Genomic DNA, 14,168 nt, shown 5'->3' on the forward strand with positions numbered 1-14,168 from the left:
GCAGGGAGGTGGGGTGGGGGGTGGCGAGCCACGCACGTTACTCGGGAGTACGGTCGGTGCGAAGTCTTTTCACCAAACTGATCGGTCGGTATGCGCTTACTATGCGAATCGGCCGCTGACCTGGGCTGTTACCCGCGTTAACCGCGCTGTTCCGCCCGGCCCTCCGGCTGTTCGTCCGCCGTCGGAAGCTCGCTCCGGTCCTGCTCCGCCAGCACCGGGAACCGGCGCGGCGCCACGCACAGCAGCACCAGGAAGGCCAGCGCGGCGGCGCCTGCCGCGCCCAGGTACACGGCGTGCACGGCGCTCGCGACAGCGTGCCGGACGGAATCGGGCGCCGTACCGGCGTCCAGCGCGCGGGTGACCGAGTCCAGATCGCCCGCCCCGCCCAGCCGGGTCGCCAGCACCCCGTTGGCCACCGCGCCGAACACCGAGGCGCCGATCGTCTGGCCGGTCTGCCGGCAGAACAGCACCGACGCCGTCGTCGTCCCCCGCTCCGACCAGCCCACCGTCGACTGCACCCCCACGATCAGCGGCAGCTGGAACAGACCGAGCGCCGCCCCGAGCACCAGCATCAGCAGGGTCGGCTGCCAGGCCGCTCCGGGATACGGCAGGAAGGGGAAGGCCAGCAGGATCAGCGCGGCGGCGCCGATGCCGAGCAGGGCGGTGTCACGGAAGCCGATCCGCCGGTAGACGTGCTGGCTCAGCGCGGCGGACACCGGCCAGCTCAGCGTCCACACCGAGAGTACGAAACCGGCCGCCACGGGGCCGAGCCCCAGCACCGACTGCGCGTACGTCGGCAGGAACACCGAGGGCGCCACCATCAGCAGACCCAGCGCGCCCAGGGCCAGATTGACCGCCGCGATCGTACGGCGCCGCCACACCCACCCCGGGATGATCGGCTCCGCCGCCCGGCGCTCGACGACCACCACGAGCCCCGCCAGCGCCAGCCCCGCCCCGAACAGCCCCAGCGAGGGCCCGGACCACCACGGCCAGGCCACACCGCCCTGCACCAGCGCGGTCAGCAACACCCCACCACAGGCGAACACGGCCAGCGCCCCGGCCCAGTCCACACGCGCGCGTGCCGACACCCCCGTCCCCGACTCCCGCTGCGACTCCCTCTGTGTCTGCCTCTGCGTCTCCCGCTGCGGCTCATGCAGGTGACGGACGATCAGCCACAACGCCACCACCCCTATGGGCAGGTTGATCAGGAAGATCCACCGCCAGTCCGCGTACGCCGCGAGCACCCCGCCCAGGCCGGGGCCCGCCACCGCCGATACCGCCCACACCGTGGACAGCTTCGACTGGATCTTCGGTCGCTCCTTCAGCGGATACAGATCGGCGGCGAGCGTCTGCACCGTCCCCTGGAGCGCGCCGCCGCCCAGTCCCTGCACCACACGGAACGCGATCAGCGCCGCCATGTTCCAGGCGAGCGCGCACAGCAGCGACCCCAGCAGGAACAGCGCGGCGCCCACCACCAGCACCGGCTTGCGGCCGAAGGTGTCGGAGAGCTTTCCGTAGACGGGCAGGGTGACCGTCACCGCGAGCAGATAGCCCGAGAACAGCCAGGAGAACACCGAGAACCCGCCCAGGTCGCCCACGATCTGCGGGACGGCCGTGGAGACCACGGTGGAGTCCAGGGCCGCCAGCGCCATGGAGAGCATCAGCGCGGCCACCACCGCGCCCCGCCGCCCTCCGCCCGTGCGCCGCGGTGCGGCCTCGCGTGCCGCGGGTCTCGTGTCCCCCACCGGATGCCCTCCCCTGCCGTCTCCCGTGCCCCCTGCACCTATCTGCCGGAGCACAGCTTCCCACTTGTCCCGCGCACCGGGGGAGCCTTGACCTTCACGCGACGGAAGGGTGCAGGCTGGAACCGCCGGGGCGGAGCGGCGCGGGGCCGAAGGGTGGAGGCGGCCCCGAGAGCCGCTCCACCCGACGGTGGAGAGCCCCTAGGGGTACCTCCGTACTACGTCTCGGGGAGGGTTCGTACCGACGGAGGACGAGACCGGCCCGGGTGCCTCCTTAACCTGGCTTTATGCCGGTGGGGGTGGCCAGCCCCACCGGCGGAGGGTGGGGGTAACCCCCCGGGAAGACGGGTCCCGGCACCAGCGCGCCGGACCCCTTCCCCCCGCCAGACTCTTCGACGTAACACTTCCCGCACTTCTCGTACTTCCCGCACTTCTCGCTTTCCCCCTCGCACTTCCCCCGGGTCATCCTCGCGGTCCAGTGCGTTCCATCCATTTCCGACATAGGAGATTTACCGTGACTTCGGCTGTGACCATTCCCAGGCACGGGGGCACTGGAGGGCGTACGGCCGTCGCCGCGCGGGCGCGGCAGGTCGTCAAGGCGTACGGGTCCGGCGAGACCCGCGTCGTCGCCCTCGACCACGTCGACGTGGACATCGCCCGCGGCCAGTTCACCGCGATCATGGGCCCCTCGGGGTCCGGCAAGTCCACGCTGATGCACTGCCTCGCCGGTCTCGACACCGTGACGAGCGGTCAGATCTATCTGGACGACACCGAGATCACCGGCCTGAAGGACAAGAAGCTCACCAAGCTGCGCCGGGACCGGATCGGGTTCATCTTCCAGGCGTTCAACCTGCTGCCCACGCTCAACGCGATCGAGAACATCACGCTCCCGATGGACATCGCGGGCCGCAAGCCCGACAAGGAGTGGCTCACGCGCGTGGTCGACACCGTGGGACTCTCCGACCGGCTCAGGCACCGCCCCACCCAGCTCTCCGGCGGCCAGCAGCAGCGCGTCGCCGTGGCGCGCGCCCTGGCGGCGCGCCCCGAGATCATCTTCGGTGACGAGCCGACCGGAAACCTCGACTCGCGCGCCGGCGCCGAGGTCCTGGGCTTCCTGCGCCGCTCCGTCGACGAGCTGGGCCAGACCATCGTGATGGTCACCCACGACCCGGTGGCGGCCTCCTACGCGGACCGCGTGCTGTACCTCGCCGACGGCCGGATCGTCGACGAGATGTTCAAGCCGACCGCGGACGCCGTCCTGGACCGTATGAAGGACTTCGACGCGCGGGGGCGTACGTCATGACCGTCATGAAGACCTCGATGCGCAACTTCTTCGCGCACAAGGGACGGATGGCCCTGTCGGCCGTCGCGGTCCTGCTCTCCGTCGCCTTCGTCTGCGGCACGCTGGTGTTCACCGACACCATGAACACCACCTTCGACAAGCTGTTCGCCGCCACCTCCTCCGATGTCACGGTCAGCGCCAAGGACGCCTCGGACACCGGGGAGACCACCTCCGACAACGGCAGGCCGCCGGTCATGCCGGCCTCCGTGCTCGGCAAGGTGCGCGAGGCCCAGGGCGTGAAGACGGCGGAGGGAACCGTCTTCTCGACCTCGGTGACCGTCGTGGACGCCGACAAGGACAACCTCTCCCCGTCCAGCGGCGCCCCGACCATCGTCGGCAGCTGGAACGGCAACGACGCCCGCACCATGAAGATCACCTCCGGTGCGGCGCCCCACGGCTCCGGCCAGATCATGGTCGACAAGGACACCGCCGACAAGCACCACCTGAAGCTCGGCGACGAGATCGGCGTCATCAGCGCGGTCGGCACGCACACCGCCCGGATCTCCGGCATCGCCGCCTTCCAGGTGACCAACCCCGGCGCCGCGATCTTCTACCTGGACACGAAGACCGCCCAGCAGACCCTGGTCGGCCAGGCGGACGTGTACACCAACGTCAACGTCACGGCCGCGGCCGGCGTCAGCGACGACCAGCTGAAGAAGAACGTCACGGCGGAACTCGGCACGGCCGGCTACAAGGTGCAGACCGCCAAGGAGACGGCCGACGCCAACCGCGCGGACGTCGGCGACTTCCTGAACGTCATGAAGTACGCGATGCTCGGCTTCGCCGGGATCGCCTTCCTCGTCGGCATCTTCCTGATCATCAACACCTTCTCCATGCTGGTCGCCCAGCGCACCCGCGAGATCGGCCTGATGCGGGCCATCGGCTCCAGCCGCAAGCAGGTCAACCGCTCCGTCCTCGCCGAGGCCCTGCTGCTCGGTGTCGTCGGCTCGGTCCTCGGCGTCGGCGCGGGCGTCGGTCTCGCCGTCGGCCTGATGAAGCTCATGGGCATGACGGGCATGAACCTCTCCACCGACGACCTGACGGTGGCCTGGACGACCCCGGTGGCCGGCCTCGCCCTCGGCGTGATCGTCACCGTCCTCGCCGCCTGGTTGCCCGCCCGCCGCGCAGGCAAGGTCTCCCCGATGGCCGCCCTGCGCGACGCGGGCGCCCCGGCCGACGCCAAGGCCGGTGCCGTACGGGCCGTGCTGGGCCTGCTGCTGACCGGCGCGGGCGGCTACGGCCTCTACCTGGCCTCCGCCGCCGACCAGGCGAAGGAGGGCTCCCTCTGGCTCGGCCTCGGCGTGGTGCTGTCCCTGATCGGCTTCGTCGTCATCGGCCCGCTGCTCGCAGGCGGTGTGGTCCGCGTCCTCGGCGCGGTCCTGCTGAGGGCCTTCGGACCCGTCGGCCGCCTGGCCGAACGCAACGCCCTGCGCAACCCGCGCCGCACCGGCGCCACCGGCGCCGCCCTGATGATCGGCCTCGCCCTCGTCGCCTGCCTGTCGGTCGTCGGCTCCTCCATGGTCGCCTCCGCGACCGACCAGCTCGACAAGACCGTCGGCACGGACTTCATCATCCAGAGCGACAACGGTCAGCTCATCACCCCGCAGGCCGTGCGCGCGGTCAAGGACACGCCCGGCCTGGAGCGGGTCACCGAGTACAAGTGGACCAAGGCCGACTTCACCACGCCCGACGGGAAGACGCTCGACGGCACGGCCATCACCGCGGCCGACCCGACCTACGCGACGGACCTGCGCACCGAGACGGTCGCCGGCAAGCTCGCCGACGCCTACGAGCCCGACTCGATGTCCGTCCACGAGACGTTCGCCAAGGACCACGGCATCCACCTCGGATCCAAGATCGCGGTGGCGTTCGACAACGGCTCCACGGCCCGCCTCACCGTCCGCGCGATCACCAGCAGTGACGTCGTCATCGACCAGGGCGCGATGTACACCTCCATCGACACGATGAAGAAGTACGTCCCGGCCGACAAGCTCCCCCTCGACCAGCTCCTCTTCGCCTCGGCGAAGGACGGACAGCAGGACGCCGCCTACACGTCCCTCAAGTCCGCCCTGCACGACTACCCGCAGTACACCGTCCGCGACCAGACCGACTACAAGCAGGCACTCAAGGACCAGATCGGCCAGCTCCTCAACCTGATCTACGGCCTCCTGGCGCTCGCGATCATCGTCGCGATCCTGGGCGTGGTGAACACCCTGGCCCTGTCGGTGGTGGAACGCACCCGCGAGATCGGCCTGATGCGCGCCATCGGCCTCTCCCGCCGCCAGCTGCGCCGCATGATCCGCATGGAGTCCGTGGTGATCGCCCTCTTCGGCGCCCTCCTCGGCCTCGGTCTGGGCATGGGCTGGGGCGCCACCGCCCAGCAGCTCCTCGCCCTGCAGGGCCTGACCGTGCTCGAGATCCCCTGGCCGACGATCACCGCCGTCTTCATCGGCTCGGCCTTCGTGGGCCTGTTCGCGGCCCTCGTCCCCGCCTTCCGCGCGGGCCGCATGAACGTCCTGAACGCGATCGCGACGGACTAGACGCCGACACGCGGCACGGCCGAGGCACCGAGAAGCGCGGGGGGCTTCTCGGTGCCTCCTCCGTCCGAGCGAGTCGGCTGGTGGGTGGGCGGCGGCCGGGGGTCCAGGGACGGAGCCCCCTGGCGGGAGTGTCGGGGCCGCACCCTGAGAAACCCTGGTTGTCCACAGCCCCGGCGAACGGCTGCGCCCCGTCGTACCCTGGACACCCCCGGCCCGTGACGCGTGTCGGGTCCTTCGCGTTGCCCACCCACCGACGAAAGCCGCCCCGAATGAGCCTGCACGGTCTGCTCGACGCCGTCGTCAAGGACACCGCCCTCGCCGAAGCGATCCCCGCGGCCGCAGACGGCAACCGCATGCACATCGACCTGGTCGGCCCCCCGGCGGCCCGCCCCTTCGCCATCGCCGCCCTCGCCCGTGAGACCGGCCGCACGGTCCTCGCGGTCACCGCGACCGGCCGCGAGGCCGAGGACCTGGCCGCCGCCCTGCGCTCCCTGCTCCCGCCCGACACGGTCGTCGAGTACCCCTCCTGGGAGACGCTCCCGCACGAGCGCCTCAGCCCCCGCAGCGACACCGTGGGCCGCCGTCTCGCCGTCCTGCGCCGGCTGTCCCACCCGCGCCCGGACGACCCCGAGACGGGCCCGGTCTCGGTCGTCGTGGCACCGGTCCGCTCGGTCCTCCAGCCGCAGGTCAAGGGCCTCGGCGACCTGGAGCCGGTGGCCCTGCGCACCGGCGGTCAGGCCGACCTGAACCAGACCGTCGCCGCCCTCGCCGCAGCGGCGTACGCGCGCGTGGAGCTCGTCGAGAAGCGCGGCGAGTTCGCCGTGCGCGGCGGGATCCTGGACGTGTTCCCGCCCACCGAGGAACACCCCCTGCGCATCGAGTTCTGGGGCGACGACATCGAGGAGATCCGCTACTTCAAGGTCGCCGACCAGCGCTCCCTCGAAGTCGCCGAGCACGGCCTGTGGGCCCCGCCCTGCCGTGAACTCCTGCTGACGGACGACGTCCGCACGCGTGCGCGTGCCCTCGCCGAACAGCACCCGGAACTCGGCGAACTCCTCCACAGGATCGCCGAGGGGATCGCGGTCGAGGGCATGGAGTCCCTCGCGCCCGTCCTCGTCGACGACATGGAACTGCTGATCGACGTCCTGCCGAAGGGCGCCATGTCCGTCGTGTGCGACCCGGAGCGGGTCCGCACCCGTGCCGCCGACCTGGTGGCGACCTCGCAGGAGTTCCTCCAGGCGTCCTGGGCGGCCACGGCCGGCGGCGGCGAGGCGCCCATCGACGTCGGCGCGGCCTCCCTCTGGTCGATCGCGGACGTCCGCGACCGCGCGCGCGAGCTGGACATGATGTGGTGGTCGGTGTCGCCGTTCGCCGCCGACCTCGAACTGGAGGCGGACACCCTCCAGCTCGGCATGCACGCCCCCGAGACCTACCGCGGCGACACCGCGAAGGCCCTCGCCGACACCAAGGGCTGGCTCGCCGACGGCTGGCGCGTCGTCTTCGTCACCGAGGGCCACGGCCCGGCGGCCCGCACGGTGGAGGTCCTCGGCGGCGAGGGCGTCGCCGCCCGCCTCGACACCGACCTCGGCGCGCTGAGCCCCTCCGTCGTCCATGTGGCGTGCGGTTCCGTCGAGTACGGCTTCGTCGACGCGGCACTGAAGCTGGTCGTCCTCACCGAGACCGACCTCTCGGGCCAGAAGGCGGCCGGCAAGGACGGCGCGCGCATGCCCGCGCGCCGCCGGAAGACGATCGACCCGCTCACCCTGGAGGCGGGCGACTACATCGTCCACGAGCAGCACGGCGTCGGCCGCTACATCGAGATGGTGCAGCGCACCGTGCAGGGCGCCACGCGCGAGTACCTGGTCGTGGAGTACGCCCCCGCCAAGCGCGGCCAGCCCGGCGACCGCCTCTACATCCCCACCGACCAGCTGGAGCAGATCACCAAGTACGTCGGTGGCGAGGCACCCACCCTGCACCGGCTCGGCGGCGCCGACTGGACGAAGACCAAGGCGCGCGCGAAGAAGGCCGTCAAGGAGATCGCGGCCGACCTGATCAAGCTGTACTCCGCGCGGATGGCCGCCCCCGGACACGCGTTCGGCACGGACACCCCGTGGCAGCGCGAGCTGGAGGACGCGTTCCCGTACGCGGAGACCCCCGACCAGCTCACCACCATCGCCGAGGTCAAGGAGGACATGGAGAAGACGGTCCCCATGGACCGCCTGATCTGCGGCGACGTCGGCTACGGCAAGACGGAGATCGCGGTCCGCGCCGCCTTCAAGGCCGTCCAGGACGGCAAGCAGGTCGCGGTCCTCGTCCCGACGACCCTGCTCGTCCAGCAGCACTTCGGCACGTTCAGCGAGCGGTACGCGCAGTTCCCGGTCAACGTCAGGGCGCTGTCCCGGTTCCAGACCGACACCGAGGCGAAGGCGGTCCTGGAGGGCCTGCACGAGGGCGCGGTGGACGTCGTCATCGGCACCCACCGGCTGTTCTCCTCGGAGACGAAGTTCAAGGACCTCGGCCTGGTCATCGTCGACGAGGAGCAGCGCTTCGGCGTCGAGCACAAGGAGCAGCTGAAGAAGCTCCGCGCCAACGTCGACGTGCTGACCATGTCCGCGACCCCGATCCCGCGCACCCTGGAGATGGCGGTCACCGGCATCCGCGAGATGTCGACGATCACCACCCCGCCGGAGGAGCGCCACCCGGTGCTCACCTTCGTCGGCCCGTACGAGGAGAAGCAGATCGGCGCCGCCATCCGCCGTGAACTGCTGCGCGAGGGCCAGGTCTTCTACATCCACAACCGGGTCGAGTCGATCGACCGCGCGGCGGCCCGGCTGCGGGAGATCGTCCCCGAGGCGCGGATCGCCACCGCGCACGGCCAGATGTCCGAGTCGGCCCTCGAACAGGTCGTCGTCGACTTCTGGGAGAAGAAGTTCGACGTGCTCGTCTCGACGACGATCGTCGAGTCCGGCATCGACATCTCCAACGCCAACACCCTGATCGTGGAGCGCGGCGACACCTTCGGTCTCTCCCAGCTGCACCAGCTGCGCGGCCGGGTGGGCCGTGGCCGCGAGCGCGGGTACGCGTACTTCCTGTACCCGCCGGAGAAGCCGCTGACGGAGACCGCGCACGAACGGCTCGCCACGATCGCCCAGCACACCGAGATGGGCGCGGGCATGTACGTGGCGATGAAGGACCTGGAGATCCGGGGAGCCGGAAACCTGCTGGGCGGCGAGCAGTCCGGGCACATCGCGGGTGTCGGCTTCGACCTGTACGTCCGGATGGTCGGCGAGGCGGTCGCGGACTACCGGCGTCAGCTGGAGACCGGTGGGATCGAGGAGGAGCCGCCGCTCGAGGTCAAGATCGAGCTGCCGGTCGACGCACACGTCCCGCACGACTACGCCCCCGGCGAGCGGCTGCGCCTCCAGGCCTACCGTGCCATCGCCTCGGCGAACTCCGAGGACGACATCAAGGCCGTACGCGAGGAACTCGTCGACCGCTACGGCAAGCTGCCCGAGCCGGTGGAGAACCTGCTGCTGGTGGCCGGGCTGCGGATGCTGGCACGCGCGTGCGGGGTCGGCGAGATCGTCCTCCAGGGCACCAACATCCGCTTCGCGCCGGTGGAGTTGCGCGAGTCGCAGGAACTGCGCCTGAAGCGCCTGTACCCGGGTTCCGTCATCAAGCCGGCCGTCCACCAGATCCTGGTCCCCCGCCCGAAGACGGCGAAGGTCGGCGGCAGGCCGCTGGTCGGCCGGGAACTGCTGGGCTGGGTGGGGGAGTTCCTGGCGTCGGTGCTGGGCTCGTAGGACGGGAGCGGCCCGCTCAGGCCACCGGCCGGATCCGTACGGGTCCGCCGGTGGCCTCGGCCAGTGCCGCGGCCAGCCGGTCCCGGACCGCGACCTGGGCCGCGATCCGCTCGTCCATGACCGCGAGCCGCCGCAGCGCGACACCGAGGGTCCGCGCGGTCGGCGGCGACGCGGTCACGTCCCCGTCCAGGCACGGCAGGAACACCCGCACGTCGTCCAGGGTGAGCCCCGCCCCGACGAGTGCGCGGATGTTGCGGACCCGGACGGCGGTGGCGGGGGCGTAGAGCCGGTAGCCGTTGGCGGCGCGCTCGCAGGAGATGAGTTCCGCCTGTTCGTAGTGGCGCAGGGCGCGTACGGAGACGCCGGTGACCCGGGCCAGTCCGCCGATCCGCAGAGGGGGTGCCGGTGTGCCGGGGGCCGCCGGGTCGCCTGGTTTCCGCATGCGCGCCAGTCTCATGCGACGACCGCGCCGCCGTCCACCGGGAGGATCACCCCGGTGATGAACGAGGCCTGGGGCGAGGCGAGCCGGGTGATCGCCCACGCGACCTCCTCCGGGCGGCCGATCCGGCCGAGCGGGGTGTGCGCGAGCTGCCACGCGCGGAGCGCGGCACGCTGCTCGGGGGTGTGGCCGGCGTGCTCGCCGATCGGGGTGTCGACCGCTCCGGGGGCCACCGCGACGACCCGGATCCCGAGGGGCGCCAGTTCGACCGCCCAGCTGCGGGTGAGCACCTCCAGGGCCGCCTTCCCGGCCGCGTACAGGGAGTTGCCCGGCCAGCCGCGCTGTCCGACGGACGTCGTCACGTTCACCACGACCCCCCGGCTCTCCTCCAGCGCGGGCAGCGCGGCCTGGGTGAGGAGGACGGGCGCGACCAGGTTCGTCGCGAGCAGGGGCTGCGCGGAGGCGCGGGTGCAGGTGCGCAGGGACCCGGTGGTGACCACGGCCGCGTTGTTGACGAGGACGTCGATACGGCCATGGCGTTCCCGCGCGGTGCGCACGACCGTGGCGGGGCCGTCCTCGGCGGTGAGGTCGACGGCGAGCGGGAGGATGCGGTCCTCGTCGTGGGCGGCGGTCTCGGCCAGGGGCGCCGGGCGGCGGCCCACGGCGATCACCCGGTCGCCCCGGGCGGCGAACGCGTGGGCGGTGGCGCGGCCGATGCCGGTGCCGGCACCGGTGACGAGGACGGTACGGGGGCTGTGCGCTTCGGTCATACGGGGATCGGTCATGCGGGGATCCTCGGACCCTGACGCCGGTGTCAGGGTCAAGCGCCGGACCGGCATGGGGGGTTCGGGTGGATCAGGGCGGTTCGGGGGTGGATCAGGCCGGCGGGAGCAGGAACATCGGCAGTTCCCGCAGGACCTCCTCGGGGTCCTCGTCGCCGAGGAGGCGGTCGAGGTTGTGGCCGAGGAGCAGGGTGGCGAAGCCGTGGGCCAGGGACCAGACGGCGAGGCGGGCGTACCGGGCGTGCGGGTCGTCGCCGGTGGGCGCGGTGGGGGCGAGGGCGTCGGTCAGGGCCGCGCCGGACAGGGCGCGGGCCGTGGTCAGTTCCAGGTCGTCGGTGTGCAGCAGGTTCGGTGTGAACATCACCTGGAAGTGCGCCGGGTGCTGCCGGGCGAACCGCACATAGCGGGCGCCCGCGTCCCGCAGGTCCGTCGTTCCGGCGAGCTCCTCGGCCAGCAGTCCGTGCCCCTCCGCCGCGATCGCGGTCAGCAGACCGGTGCGGTCGCGGAAGTGGTGGGCGGGGGCCGCGTGCGAGACGCCGGCGCGGCGCGCGAGGTCGCGCAGGCTGAGCGCGGAGGGGCCGTCGGTGGCGATGACGTCGAGGGCGGCGGTGAGGATGGCGCGGCGCAGATCGCCATGGTGGTACGGGCTCATGGGAGCAGACTACGGCGAATCTAGCCATTGACAAGTTGGGGTGACGTCGGGCAATCTTGTCGATGTCAAGTTATGGCGGACGCCGAATGCGACGAGGGGGAGACGTCATGTCCGAGAGTGAGTCCGAGAACCGGCCGGTGGCGGGGGTGGAGCCCGCCCTGGCCCGCAGGCTCTGGCATCTGCTGGAACCCCTGCACGCGGTCCTGTACTACGCGCCCGAGGTCTTCGAGGAGGCCGCGGCGCTCGGCCTCTCCGCCGAGGGCCGCTGGTCGAGCTACTTCCCGTTCCGCGCCGCGCCCCTGGGGCCGGTCGGCAGCGGGTCCGTGACCTCGGCCTTCTACAGCTTCGCGCCCGGCATGGTCGCCCGGTACGTCGACGAGGCCCGCCGGGTCACCACCTCGGACGCCGCGCTGAGGGCGAGACTGCGAGGCGTCGACCGTGCCTACCGCACACTGTTCGGCGACCTCGCCGACGGCCCCGCGCTGGAGGAGGCGGCCGACCTCGCCCGGCGGGCGGCCGAGGCGGCGGACACGGCGGGCCGCCCGCTCGCCGCGGCCAACGCCGCGCTGGAGTGGCCGGTCGAGCCCCGTCTTCAGCTCTGGCAGGCGGCGACGATCCTGCGCGAGCACCGCGGCGACGGCCATCTCGCCGCCCTGCTGACCGCCGGACTGGATCCGGTCGAGGCGCTGGTGTCCTTCGCCGCGATAGGCGCCGCCCCGGTCGAGCGCTTCGAGAGCCGCGGCTGGCCGGCCGAGGAGTGGGCGGCGGCCCGGGAACGCCTGGTCGCCCGCGGTCTCGTCGAGCCGGACGGTACGGCGACGGAGGCGGGCCACGAGCTGCGCCGCCGCGTGGAGCGGGACACCGACCGCCTGGCCCTCGGCCCCTGGCGGGCCCTGGGGCCGGACGCCACCGAACGGCTGGCCGGCCTCCTCGGCGACTACTGGGTCGCGGTCATCGGCTCCGGACTGCTGCCCTCGGAATCCACCCTGGGGATAGGCAAGGTGTGAGAGCGGTGTGACGGTCGCGGTGTGACGGTCGCCCGGAGCGGCCGGGGTGGGAGCCGGAGGGGGCACGCGGGAAGCCGCCCGCGGGAGGTGAGGCTGCGCGGACGGCTTCTCGTTTCAGGTGGTGTGCGGGTCCGGCGCGAGGGCCGGACGGTCCTCCGTGGTCTCTTCGGCGATGGCGTCAGCGCCTCTGAGGGGTCCGGGTCGTCCGGGTCATTGTCCCTCGGGCCGGTCGGGCCGTTCGCGGTCCATGCCGAGCGAGCCCTCCACCCTCTGCTGGGCTTCGTCGACCTGACCCTCGTACTTGTTGCCCGTCCTCTCGTTGACCTTCCGTTCGGCGGCGTCGGACATGTCCTTGGCCTTGTCCTGCGCCGTCCGGTTGTGCCTGAACCTGTCGAGGATGCCCATGCAGAGCTCCTTCCGGAGGTGACTCACCCTCGACGATATTCCCGAGATGTGAGAGATGCCCACTTGAAGCCGTGGTGGTCTGGACCTCCCGGATGCCGCGGAGTACCCGATCGGTACGGTGTGCACCGACGTCCGCCGGGGAAACCGCCCTGTGCGGGGTGGCAGCGGGGCCGGCAAGGGGAGGGGCGCACGGGATGCGTCTGAGGGGTGGGGCGGCGACCGCCGCCATGCTGATGAGCGCGGTGGCCGTCGTGGCGGTGGCCGGCTGTGCCGACCAGGGCCTGGGAGACGGCCTCGGATCCGGGTCGGGTTCCGGCTCGGGATCGACGGCGGGCGGGGGAGCGGCTCTCACCGCCGCCGGGTCGCTCACGGTGAAGGGGCGCGCGCCCAAGACCGGTTACGAGCGGGAGAGGTTCGGCACCGCGTGGGCCGACACCGACTCCAACGGCTGTGACACGCGCGACGACATACTCAAGCGCGACCTGAAGAAGGTGAGGTTCACCGGCGGGGACTGCAAGGTGTCGTACGGCGAGCTGGAGTCGGACCCGTACTCCGGCACGGACGTGACCTACCGGCGGGGTGCGAGCAAGGTCGACATCGACCATGTCGTCGCCCTCTCCGACGCCTGGCAGACGGGGGCGAAGTACTGGGACGGGAGCAAGCGGATAGCGCTCGCCAACGACCCGCTCAACCTCCTGGCCGTCGACGCGAGCACCAACCGTTCCAAGGGGGACGGGGACACCGCGACCTGGCTGCCGCCCAACAAGGCCTACCGGTGCACGTATGTCGCGGCGCAGGTGGCCGTGAAGAAGAAGTACGGGCTGTGGGTCACGGCGGCGGAGAAGGCCGCGATGCAGAAGGTCCTCTCCTCCTGCCCCGGCCAGAAGCTCCCCACGGGCGGCAACCCCACGAAGGCGCCGGAACGCTTCCACGCGAACTGAGCGCCGGGGGCACGACCTAGCGGCCGTACGGATAACCCTGCTGATAGGGCGGCTGCCCGTACATCGGCATGGCGGGGGGCCTCGGGGTCTTCGTGTCGAACAGCCAGAAGAGCAGCAGCGCGGTCGCCACCAGCAGGGTCACGAACCAGGCGACGCCGAGGAACGCGTCACCGTCGTCGTTGTTGGAGGTCGCCGCCCACGGCAGCGTCACGCACTCGTACAGCACGAACGAGGCGCAGGCGCCCCAGTCGGAGGGGCGGCCGCGGCGCAGCGCCACATAGAGGAAGGGCACCCACACCAGGAAGCCCAGCGAGAACCATCCCAGGGCGGCCCAGGCCAGCCGCTGGAACCAGCCGGCCTCCAGCCGCTTCTCCGCGCGCGTCGTCGTCACCATGTTCATCCCGCCCCCAGGTCATCTGGGGGACAGGGTAGGTCATGGCCGCTGGTTCCGGGCGCCCCGCTTTCTTTACTGTGACGTGAGCGAATCTTGTGGCTTCGGGGAACCTGTGTTTTCC

Annotated in this window: 11 protein-coding genes; 5 read left to right on the forward strand and 6 right to left on the reverse strand. The window is 71.6% G+C overall.

The window, feature by feature from the left end:
- Nucleotides 1–137: 137 nt before the first annotated feature.
- Entirely contained in the window at nt 138–1,745 is a 1,608-nt protein-coding gene (locus tag ABZ490_RS19825) for an MFS transporter (protein ID WP_358991604.1), read from the reverse strand.
- A gap of 511 nt (nt 1,746–2,256) precedes the next feature.
- Here ABZ490_RS19825 and ABZ490_RS19830 point away from each other — a divergent pair.
- From ABZ490_RS19830 to mfd, 3 genes are all read left to right on the forward strand, one after another.
- A complete protein-coding gene (locus ABZ490_RS19830; protein ID WP_358991607.1) occupies nt 2,257–3,045 on the forward strand; it encodes an ABC transporter ATP-binding protein in 789 nt (262 codons plus the stop codon).
- A complete protein-coding gene (locus tag ABZ490_RS19835; RefSeq protein ID WP_358991609.1) occupies nt 3,042–5,624 on the forward strand; it encodes an FtsX-like permease family protein in 2,583 nt (860 codons plus the stop codon). The genes ABZ490_RS19830 and ABZ490_RS19835 overlap by 4 nt, the downstream gene beginning before the upstream one ends.
- A gap of 269 nt (nt 5,625–5,893) precedes the next feature.
- The gene (mfd, locus tag ABZ490_RS19840) at nt 5,894–9,427 is read left to right on the forward strand and encodes a transcription-repair coupling factor (RefSeq protein ID WP_358991612.1); all 3,534 of its coding nucleotides are present in this window, start codon (nt 5,894–5,896) and stop codon (nt 9,425–9,427) included.
- A gap of 16 nt (nt 9,428–9,443) precedes the next feature.
- On the opposite strand, the gene ABZ490_RS19845 is transcribed toward mfd, so the two are convergent.
- The 3 genes from ABZ490_RS19845 to ABZ490_RS19855 all read right to left on the reverse strand — a co-directional run bounded on the left by ABZ490_RS19845 (nt 9,444) and on the right by ABZ490_RS19855 (nt 11,300).
- Complete coding sequence (locus tag ABZ490_RS19845) at nt 9,444–9,821, reverse strand: MerR family transcriptional regulator (RefSeq protein ID WP_358991867.1); 378 nt, start codon at nt 9,819–9,821, stop codon at nt 9,444–9,446.
- Nucleotides 9,822–9,880: 59 nt separating this feature from the next.
- Nucleotides 9,881–10,651 carry an SDR family oxidoreductase gene (locus tag ABZ490_RS19850; RefSeq protein ID WP_358991615.1) on the reverse strand — a complete coding sequence of 257 codons (771 nt, stop codon included), beginning with the start codon at nt 10,649–10,651 and terminating at the stop codon, nt 9,881–9,883.
- Nucleotides 10,652–10,742: 91 nt separating this feature from the next.
- Complete coding sequence (locus tag ABZ490_RS19855; protein WP_358991618.1) at nt 10,743–11,300, reverse strand: TetR/AcrR family transcriptional regulator; 558 nt, start codon at nt 11,298–11,300, stop codon at nt 10,743–10,745.
- Between the two features lie 107 nt (nt 11,301–11,407).
- On the opposite strand from ABZ490_RS19855, the gene ABZ490_RS19860 reads away from it, so the two are divergent.
- Nucleotides 11,408–12,307, forward strand: a complete 900-nt coding sequence (locus ABZ490_RS19860; RefSeq protein ID WP_358991621.1) for a hypothetical protein — start codon at nt 11,408–11,410, stop codon at nt 12,305–12,307.
- 210 nt (nt 12,308–12,517) lie between these two features.
- Here the strand turns inward: ABZ490_RS19860 and ABZ490_RS19865 are convergent, their stop codons facing one another.
- On the reverse strand, nt 12,518–12,712 hold the full coding sequence (locus ABZ490_RS19865) for an antitoxin (protein ID WP_358991624.1): 195 nt from the start codon (nt 12,710–12,712) through the stop codon (nt 12,518–12,520).
- A gap of 194 nt (nt 12,713–12,906) precedes the next feature.
- Here ABZ490_RS19865 and ABZ490_RS19870 point away from each other — a divergent pair, with 194 nt between their 5' ends.
- Nucleotides 12,907–13,653 carry an HNH endonuclease family protein gene (locus tag ABZ490_RS19870; protein WP_358991627.1) on the forward strand — a complete coding sequence of 249 codons (747 nt, stop codon included), beginning with the start codon at nt 12,907–12,909 and terminating at the stop codon, nt 13,651–13,653.
- Between the two features lie 16 nt (nt 13,654–13,669).
- On the opposite strand, the gene ABZ490_RS19875 is transcribed toward ABZ490_RS19870, so the two are convergent.
- Nucleotides 13,670–14,047: a hypothetical protein gene (locus ABZ490_RS19875; RefSeq protein ID WP_358991630.1), complete on the reverse strand. Its 378-nt coding sequence runs from the start codon at nt 14,045–14,047 to the stop codon at nt 13,670–13,672.
- Between the last annotated feature and the right edge of the window lie 121 nt (nt 14,048–14,168).

Origin of the sequence: Streptomyces sp. NPDC005811 (genome assembly GCF_040630405.1) — a bacterium.
GTDB lineage: Bacteria > Actinomycetota > Actinomycetes > Streptomycetales > Streptomycetaceae > Streptomyces.

Excerpts from the sequence above, each read along its gene's own strand:
- ABZ490_RS19835 (WP_358991609.1), top strand. The coding sequence starts at position 3,042 with ATGACCGTCATGAAGACCTCGATGCGCAACTTCTTCGCGCACAAGGGA.
- mfd (WP_358991612.1), top strand. The coding sequence starts at position 5,894 with ATGAGCCTGCACGGTCTGCTCGACGCCGTCGTCAAGGACACCGCCCTC.
- ABZ490_RS19850 (WP_358991615.1), bottom strand. The coding sequence starts at position 10,651 with ATGACCGATCCCCGTATGACCGAAGCGCACAGCCCCCGTACCGTCCTC.
- ABZ490_RS19855 (WP_358991618.1), bottom strand. The coding sequence starts at position 11,300 with ATGAGCCCGTACCACCATGGCGATCTGCGCCGCGCCATCCTCACCGCC.
- ABZ490_RS19860 (WP_358991621.1), top strand. The coding sequence starts at position 11,408 with ATGTCCGAGAGTGAGTCCGAGAACCGGCCGGTGGCGGGGGTGGAGCCC.
- ABZ490_RS19865 (WP_358991624.1), bottom strand. The coding sequence starts at position 12,712 with ATGGGCATCCTCGACAGGTTCAGGCACAACCGGACGGCGCAGGACAAG.
- ABZ490_RS19870 (WP_358991627.1), top strand. The coding sequence starts at position 12,907 with ATGCGTCTGAGGGGTGGGGCGGCGACCGCCGCCATGCTGATGAGCGCG.
- ABZ490_RS19875 (WP_358991630.1), bottom strand. The coding sequence starts at position 14,047 with ATGGTGACGACGACGCGCGCGGAGAAGCGGCTGGAGGCCGGCTGGTTC.